Annotated in this window: 4 protein-coding genes and 2 pseudogenes; 3 read left to right on the top strand and 3 right to left on the bottom strand. The window is 74.8% G+C overall.

Annotated features, from left to right (window positions below):
* Positions 1–236: 236 nt before the first annotated feature.
* Positions 237–1,922 carry an acyl-CoA dehydrogenase family protein gene (locus BZY54_RS31415; RefSeq protein ID WP_244217437.1) on the bottom strand — a complete coding sequence of 562 codons (1,686 nt, stop codon included), beginning with the start codon at positions 1,920–1,922 and terminating at the stop codon, positions 237–239.
* A gap of 45 nt (positions 1,923–1,967) precedes the next feature.
* Here BZY54_RS31415 and BZY54_RS31410 point away from each other — a divergent pair, with 45 nt between their 5' ends.
* A complete protein-coding gene (locus tag BZY54_RS31410; protein WP_244217436.1) occupies positions 1,968–2,774 on the top strand; it encodes a PaaX family transcriptional regulator C-terminal domain-containing protein in 807 nt (268 codons plus the stop codon).
* 43 nt (positions 2,775–2,817) lie between these two features.
* On the opposite strand, the pseudogene BZY54_RS31405 reads toward BZY54_RS31410, so the two are convergent.
* Positions 2,818–3,171, bottom strand: a pseudogene (locus BZY54_RS31405) (pectate lyase); the annotation flags it as partial.
* A pseudogene (locus BZY54_RS31400) lies at positions 3,147–3,455 on the bottom strand (pectate lyase family protein); the annotation flags it as partial. The pseudogenes BZY54_RS31405 and BZY54_RS31400, both read right to left, overlap by 25 nt.
* A gap of 416 nt (positions 3,456–3,871) precedes the next feature.
* Here BZY54_RS31400 and BZY54_RS55620 point away from each other — a divergent pair.
* Positions 3,872–4,606, top strand: a complete 735-nt coding sequence (locus BZY54_RS55620; RefSeq protein ID WP_425276334.1) for a hypothetical protein — start codon at positions 3,872–3,874, stop codon at positions 4,604–4,606.
* Between the two features lie 15 nt (positions 4,607–4,621).
* On the top strand, positions 4,622–8,376 hold a 3,755-nt coding region (locus BZY54_RS31390; protein ID WP_086728711.1), incomplete at its 3' end, for an HAD-IC family P-type ATPase.

The following is an 8,376-nucleotide window of genomic DNA, read 5'->3' as shown; positions in this document are numbered from 1 at the left end:
GTGAACCGTTGCGCGCGACCGCACACTCAGGACCCGGTGAACCGGAGCGCGCGCCCACACACGCGGCGTGTGCGGGCGCGCCCGAACTTCCCGGGTTCCCGGAGCCTTCCGCCTCTGGAGCCCGGCCGAGTCCGCCGTACGCGGCTCCGGCACCGACGGCCGGGATCAGCCGACGCGATCGGACCGTCGGCATCGGCGGACGGGATCAACGGACCCGCGGGACTCGCCCGCGAGACTCAGCCCCGACCCGGCAGTGCCCGTCCCAGGATGCCGTCGAGGTCGGCGGCGTCCGGCAGAGTGCCGAAGGCGTGCCCCCAGTCGCCGCCCAGCCGGGTGGCGCAGAAGGCGTCGGCGACGGCCGACGGGGCGTGGCGCACCAGCAGTGAGGCCTGAAGGGCCAGCGCCATCAGCTCCACGAGCCGGCGCGCGCTCGTCGGGGAGGCCTCGTCCAGCCTGTCCTTGAGACGGGTCACGNNGAGTTCGGCGAACAGCGCCTCGGCCGTGCCCGGCTCGCGCCCCAACGCCCGCAGCACATCGAGGGCGTTGACGTTCCCCGCGCCCTCCCAGATGGAGAGCAGGGGGGCCTCGCGGTAGTGCCGGGGCATGCCGGACTCCTCCACGTAGCCGTTGCCGCCCAGGCACTCCAGCGCCTCCGCGGTGAACGCCGGGCCCCGCTTGGTGACCCAGTACTTGCCGACGGCGGTCGCGATCCGGCGGAACGCCGCCTCCCCGCCGTCCCCGCGCACCGCCCGGTCGGCCGCGCCGGCCAGCCGCAGCGTGAGCGTCGTGGCGGCCTCGGACTCCAGCGCCAGGTCCGCCAGCACGTTCCGCATGAGCGGCTGGTCGGCCAGCAGTGCCCCGAAGGCGCTGCGGTGCCGTGCGTGGTGGCCGGCCTCCACGAGGGTCTTGCGCATGAGCGCCGCCGACATCATCACGCAGTCCAGACGCGTGCAGTTGACCATCTCGATGATGGTCTTGACGCCCCGCCCCTCGGGACCGACCAGCCAGGCCACGGTCCCGTCGAACTCGGGTTCGGAGGAGGCGTTGGACCGGTTGCCCAGCTTGTCCTTGAGCCGCTGGATGCGGAAGGTGTTCCGGCTGCCGTCGGGCAGGACGCGCGGCACCAGGAAGCAGGACAGCCCGCCCGGAGCCTGCGCCAGCACCAGGAAGACGTCGCACATGGGCGCCGAGGTGAACCACTTGTGCCCGCGCAGCGTGTACACGCCCGGCTCGGCGGTCGCGGTGGCCGTCGTCGTGTTCGTCCGCACGTCCGACCCGCCCTGCTTCTCGGTCATGCCCATGCCCGCCAGCAGGCCCTGCTTCTCGGTCGGCACCCGCAGTCCGGGCTCGTAGAGCCGGCTGGTCAGCAGTGGCTCGTAGACGGCCGCGAGGTCGGGCTGGGCGCGCAGGGCGGGCACGGCGGCGTACGTCATCGATGTGGGACAGCCGTGCCCCGCGTCGGTGTGTCCCCACACCAGCCCGCTCGCCGTGCGGGCGACATGGGCGCCGGGCCGGTCGTCCGCCCACGGCGCGCCGGCCAGCCCCTCGGCGACCGCCGCCCGCATCAGGTGGTGCCAGCTCGGGTGGAAGTCGACCTCGTCGATCCGGTTGCCGTACCGGTCGTGGGTGCGCAGCTCCGGTTCGTGCCGGTTGGCCAGTTCGGCCCACTCCTGCACCGCCGCGCTCCCGGCCCGCACGCCGAGCCGCCGCACGCTCTCCTCGGCCCATCCGGCGCCCTCCCGGTGCAGGCCCTCCCGCAGCGCCGCGTCGTCGGACGCGTCATAGGGGGCCAGCGGGGGAGCCTGGTTGCCGACGTCGTGCGTGGCGTACCCGGGCGCTTCGTCCCGCCCGTCACGTCCGTCCTGCACGTCCCATGACCGTTGCCGGTCCTGATGCTGCTCGTGCGCGAGTGTCGAGGCCATGCGGTTAGTGTTGCACTTTTCCTGCGGTCGCAGCAATGATGCAACATGGGAGGATCCGTACAGTACGTGACCATGAACGTCTCCGGGGAGCCCGCCACGGTCGACCTGCGCCCGCTGTCCGCGCGGTCCGTGATCCTCAGCCTGCTGCTGGGCACCCATCCGCCCGAGCTGCCGGTGAAGGACCTCGTGCGGGCCGTCGAGCCCTTCGGGATCGGCGGATCCACCCTGCGGGCGGCGCTCAGTCGGATGGTGGCCGCCGGCGACCTGCGGCGCGCGGGCGGCGTCCATGGCCTCAGCGACCGGCTCCTGGAGCGTCAGCGGCGCCAGGACGCCGCCGTGCACCCGCAGACCCGGCACTGGGACGGGCTGTGGGAGATGGCCGTGGTGACGGCGACCGGCCGCGGACCGGCCGAACGCGCCGAACTGCGTGCCGGGTTGGCGGCCCTCAGGCTCGCCGAGCTCCGGGAGGGCGTCTGGCTGCGCCCGGCCAACCTGCGCCGGCCCTGGCCCGACGGGCTCGACGACGTGGTGCGGCGCTTCACCACCCGTCCCGACGACGCCACCGACGGTGCGCACGACACCGCCCGCGCCTCCCGCGAGTTGGCCGCCGCCCTGTGGCCGCTGGACTCGTGGGCGGCGACGGCCCGGGCGCTGCTCGCGCATGTGGCGCGCACGGATCGCCCGGCGGACCGTTTCACCGCCTTGGCGGCCGTCGTACGGCACCTGCTCGCCGATCCCGTCCTGCCCGCCGCGCTGCTGCCCGCCCACTGGCCGGGCCCTGAGCTGCGTGCCGCCTACACGGACCACCGGCGACAGCTGACCGAGGAGATGCTGGGCCGAGCCGGGCGGTAGTCGGCTCGGCCGCAGCGGAAGGGCGTCAGCCCTGGGTGACGCGTCAGTCGTAGGTGATGTCGGACGCCGGGTAACGGCAGTACGTGCCGTCCGGACCGCTGCCTACCTCCGTCGGCTCCTTGCCGGTGTTGTTGCCCTCGCAGCGCACGCACGGCTTGATCTTCTTCGAGCTGTCTCCGTGGACGCGGATCCCGCTCAGCGTCGCCGTGTCGCCGTAGTTCTGGTTGATGCCGACGATCGCCTTGCCCGGCGCCGTCACGTCGACGTCGCTGACGGCCATCGTGCGCTTGTACTGCGTCTTGCAGTTGCCGCAGGAGCGGACGAGCTTGCCGAAGTCCTCGACCTGGAACCGGGTGACCGTCAGCTTGCCCGCGCCGTTGAACTGGCAGACCTTGTCGTGGTGTTGGAGCCGACGTCGACCTGACCGCTCAGCGGGATCCGGCCGCTGACCCTGACCACCTTGGCCGTGTCGCCGGCGACGGCCGACTTGAAGGCGTCGAGCGTCGAGACGGTCACCGCCGGGGTACTGCCGCCACCGGTCGTCCCGCCACCGAACCCGACCGGCGAACTCTCCGCGGCACCGGCCGGCTGGGGCAGCGCGAGCACGGCGACGGCGGCGGAGGCCGCGACCGCCGCCAGTGCAGACCTTCGCGCGCGCGTACGTGGGGGGCGAGTGCGCATGCGGATGTGTCCCTTCAGGCGAACATGTGTGCGTCTATGTGAACGACGTACGCCTTGCGGAACGAGGTGCTCGGCAGGGCGGCCGTAGGGGGCCGTTATCGCGCCTGCCGGTCACACTGCTGAACGGAACGTAGAGTGCGAGCGCTTTCTAGTCAACGCCCGGTGTGGAAAGTGGCCGGAGTTCGTGGGGGCGCGGCTTGGCCGTTCTGGTGACACCCGGTCGGTACCTGTTCACGCACGGTGGGTACGGCGGTGGCCGACACGGGGCGTCGGACGCCGGCCACGGCCAGCCCCCTGGACGGCCGGGCCCGGTGGCGCGGGCGCACTCCCTGACGTTCCCTGAGAAAGACGGGATGACCAGCACAGCCGCGGGCACCCGGCCACGAAAGGGATCTCACCCCAAGGCGAGGAGAGTCATGGCTGAGCAGAAGTCGTCGTCGGTCCTCACGGCGCCCCTGCACGGCGCTGCCTCGGTGCTGCGGCGGGTACCCGGCGCCGAGCTCGTCGGCAGGGCAGCCCAGGGAACGCTCGACAAGGTCGGCGCCGTGTCGCCGCGAGGGCGGCGGCTCGCGGTCTACACGGGGGCCGGGGTGCTCGGTGTCGCAGGGGTGGTGGAGTGGCCGGTCGCCCTCACGGGCGCGGCCGTGGCCTGGCTGACCCAGCCACGGCCCCGACACGCCGAACATGCCGCACCGGACGGGGGCCCGGAAACCGGTGGCGCCACGGTCGTCGGCGAGCCGGCGGCACGCAACGTCGCACGGGCCACCGGCACGACCGCGACCACGGACACCACCGGCCCGCAGGCCGCGCGCAAGCGCGCCGCCGCCACCCGCGAACCCGCCGAGGACGTCGGCACCGCGGCCCTCAGGTCCACCGGGACCCGGAGCCGGACCTCCACCGCCAAGCCGTCGGCGAGCAAGACCGCCACGACGAAGGCGGCGACGAGCAGGTCCGCCTCGAGCAAGGCGTCCACGCGCAAGGCCGCCACCGCGAAGGCGGCCGCCACGAAGTCCGCCACCACCAAGTCCGCCACTCGTAAGGCCGCCTCCGCGAAGGCGTCGTCGAGCAGGGCCTCCGCCACCAAGTCGTCCAGCCGGGCGTCCGCCGGGACCCTCGGACCGACGGCGCGGCGCGGCCGCACCACCGGCTGAGGGGAGGTAGGTACGGTGCTCGGTCTGCTGAGGGCTCCCGGGGCCGCCGCCGGGTTGCTCGCGCGGGCCGCGGCCCCGGCGGTCGGGGTGGCCGCCGGGGCCGCAGCCGGTACGGCTCGCGCGGGCGTGCACGGCATGGACGCGACGGTGCGGGTGGTGAGGGTCGCTCGGAACGCGCTGCCCGGCGCGGGGGGCCATTGGCGCTCCGGCACGCGGGCGCACCTCGCGCTGCGGCCCGCCGAGCCGGAGCGGGTCCGGCGTTCGGGCGGCACGCAGCGCCTGGCGCGCCGTGTGGCGGCCACCCTGGCCGAGCGCCCCGACGTGCTCTTCGCCTACTGGGACCAGGGACTCGGACGCCTGGTCGTCACCGTCACCCAGGAGGAGGCCACCGAACGGGTGCTGGACCGCGCGGCCGATCTGGCCTCCGAGCACGGTCTGATGCTCGCGGGCGGTGACCCCGAGGAGATGACGCATCCGGCCGACCCCGCCGGGGTGCGGTACGCCGCGGCCACGCTCGCCGCGGACGTGGTGGGCATCGCCGTGGGGGTGACCGCCTACTACATGCGGCTGCCGCCGTCACCGCGCCTGGCGACCGCCACGATGACGCTGCTGCGCGAGAACCCGCGCTTCAGGGCCTGGCTGCGCGCCCGGCTGGGCCACTCCCGGATGGACCTCCTGCTGGCCTGCGGCAACGCGGCCGTCCACGGCGCCGGGCAGACCCCCACCTCGCTCGTGCTCGACGGAGTGCTGCGCGCCTGCCAACTGGCCGAGACGGTGGCCCGCTCGGCCGCCTTCGACTCGGTCCACGACCGGCTGTGCCTCCCCGACCGGGTCAGTGTCGCCGCCGGTGACGCCCCGCGGCCGGCGCTGCGCGTCACGCCGGCCCAGGAGTACGCCAACCACGCCTCCGCCGGCAGTCTGGTGGGGGCGGCGGCGACGCTGCTGATCAAGCACCAGGTGGCGGAGGCGGCCGAGGCGGTGCTGGCCGGCTCGCCCAAGGCCGCGCGCTACGGGCCCGCCGTGTTCCATTCGGTGCTGAGCGCGATGCTGGCCCGCACCGGCGTGCTGGTGCGCGATCCGGAACGGCTGCGGCAGCTGGAGATGGCCGGCACCGTCGTCCTGCACCCGAGTGCGTTGCGCACCGAGGCAGGGGACATGGACCCGTGGGCGGAGGTCGTACTGGACGCGGCCCGCCGGGCCCGGCTCAAGGTCGTCCTGGTCGACGATCCGGCCCTGGAGGACCTCACCGGCCTCGCCGACCAGGTCGTGGACGCCCGGCGGCCCCTGGACGACGTGGTGTACTCGCTGCGCGGCGGCGAGGACGAGCGCGCGGTGCTCACGGTCGCCCGGATGCGGTCGGCCGACGACCCCGGTGTCCTGGCCGGGCTGCGCGGCAGCGACATCGCCGTGGCGCTCGCCGACGGCGACAGCGCCGTCGTGTGGAGCGCGGACATCCTGGCCGTGCACGGCCTGCCCGACGTGTGGCGGGTGCTGACCGCGATCCCGGCCGCCCGTGGGGTCGGCAACCGGGCGCAGATGCTGGCCCGGTCCGGCGCCGCGCTCTCCGGGCTGCTCGTCGCCGTCGGCGAGTCCAAGGGCGGACGCGGACGCCGCGCCGTACTGCCCGGGCTGCGGCACGCACCGGTCGACGCGGCCGCTGCCTCCGCCCTGCTGTCCGGTGCACGGGCCGCCGTGGGCGTCGCGGCGGCCCGCGCACCGCATCCGAGCCCACGCGTGCACTGGCACGAACTGGACTCGGAAGAGGCGCGCGAGCGCCTGAAGCACGAATCGGCCGCCGAACCGACCCCGTTCCAGCAGGCCACCGCCCGGGTCCGGAAGGCGGCCCGCGGCGTCGCCCGGCACCCCGGTCTGGCCCCCGTGCGCTGGACCTACGACCTCGGTCAGGCCGTACGCGGCGAACTGCACGACCCCCTCACCCCCGTCCTGGCCGTCGGCTCGGCGGCGTCCGCGATCCTCGGCTCGGTCCTGGACGCGCTGCTCGTCGTCGGTGCCCTCGACCTGAACGCCCTCGTCGGCGGCGTGCAGCGGCTGCGCGCCGAGCGGGCGCTGTCCGGGCTGCTGGCCGAGCAGAAACGGAAGGCGCGCGTCGCGCCCCCGGACACGGAGGCACCGGCCGGCGGCACTCGAACGGTCGATGCCGGAAAGCTGCGTCCGGGCGACGTGATCGAGCTGAAGGGGGACGACGTGGTGCCCGCCGACGCGCGCCTGCTGTGGGAGGAGGGCCTGGAGGTCGACGAGTCCGCGCTGACCGGAGAGTCCCTCCCGGTGCAGAAGCAGACCGCCCCGACCCCGCACGCGGCCGTCGCCGACCGGCGGTGCATGGTCTTCGAGGGCACGACCGTGGTGGCCGGACAGGCCCGGGCCGTCGTGGTGGACATCGGCGACCACACCGAGGCCGCCCGCGCCGTGCACCTCGCCGCCCGCACGCCCCCGGCCGCCGGAGTCCAGGCCAGGCTGCAGGAACTCACCCGCAAGGCCCTGCCGTTGACACTGGCGGGCGGCGCCACGGTGACGGGCCTGGCGCTGCTGCGCGGCACCCCCATCCACGACGCGGTCAGCGGCGGCGTGGCCGTCGCCGTGGCCGCCGTTCCCGAGGGACTGCCGCTGGTGGCCACGGTGGCCCAGCTGGCCGCGGCCCGGCGGCTCAGCCGCGGCGGCGTCCTCGTCCGCACCCCGCGCACCCTGGAGGCGCTGGGCCGCATGGACACCATCTGCTTCGACAAGACCGGCACGCTCACCGAGAACCGGCTGCGCGTGGTGCGCGTCTGCGACACCGGCGGCACGGTCCACGCGGTGCGCGACGAGGGTGCCGCGGACACGCTGCGCGCCGCCGCGCGGGCCTGCCCGCGGCTGAACGGCGGCTCCGACCGGCCGGTGCACGCCACCGACGAGGCCGTCCTGAACGCGGCCGGCCCCGATCCGGAGTGGACCGAGCTCGACGACCTCGGCTTCGAGGCCGCCCGCGGTTATGCGGCCGCAGTCGGCCGCGTCGCGGACGGCCCGCGCGTGCTCGTGGTCAAGGGCGCCCCGGAAACCGTTCTGCCCGCCTGCTCGGACCTGCCCTCCCACGCCTCCGAAGGGGCACACGCGCTGGCCGGTGCCGGCCTGCGGGTCCTGGCGGTGGCCGAACGGCGGCTCACCGAGGCCGAGAAGGAGTCGGACGTACTCGAAAAGCCGCTGTCGGGGCTGGAGTTCACCGGCCTGCTGGCGCTGTCGGACGTGCCGCGGGAGACCTCCACGGCCCTCGTGCACGGCCTGTACGAGGAGGGCGTGCGACCGGTCATGCTCACCGGCGACCACCCGCAGACCGCGCGCGCCATCGCCACGGAACTCGGCTGGCCGACCGACACTCAGGTGGTCACCGGGGACGAACTGGCCGCCGCCCACCGCACTGCCCGGGCCCGCATGCTGCGCGACGCCGGCGTGGTGGCCCGGGTGGCCCCCGAGCAGAAGCTCCAGGTCGTCGAGGCCTTGCGGGACGCGGGCCGGGTGGTCGGCATGGTCGGCGACGGCGCCAACGACGCGGCGGCGATCCGCGCCGCCGACATCGGCGTGGGCATCAACGCACGCGGCTCGGCGGCCGCGCGCAACGCCGCGGACATCGTGCTCACCGACGACGACCTCACCGTCCTGATCGACGCCATCGGCGAGGGCCGCGCCCTGTGGCACAGCGTCGCGGACGCCATCGCCATCCTCATCGGCGGCAACGCGGGCGAGGTCGGCTTCGGCGTCCTCGGCACCCTGCTGTC

The sequence above is a fragment of the Streptomyces carpinensis genome (assembly GCF_002154505.1).
Classification (GTDB): domain Bacteria; phylum Actinomycetota; class Actinomycetes; order Streptomycetales; family Streptomycetaceae; genus Streptomyces; species Streptomyces carpinensis.
The sequence above is the reverse complement of the archived record's forward strand: the minus strand, read 5'-3'. Positions and strand labels throughout refer to the sequence as shown.

What these genes read in the sequence shown, in the direction of transcription:
- BZY54_RS31410 (WP_244217436.1), top strand. Translation starts at nt 1,968, where the DNA reads ATGGGAGGATCCGTACAGTACGTGACCATGAACGTCTCCGGGGAGCCC.
- BZY54_RS55620 (WP_425276334.1), top strand. Translation starts at nt 3,872, where the DNA reads ATGGCTGAGCAGAAGTCGTCGTCGGTCCTCACGGCGCCCCTGCACGGC.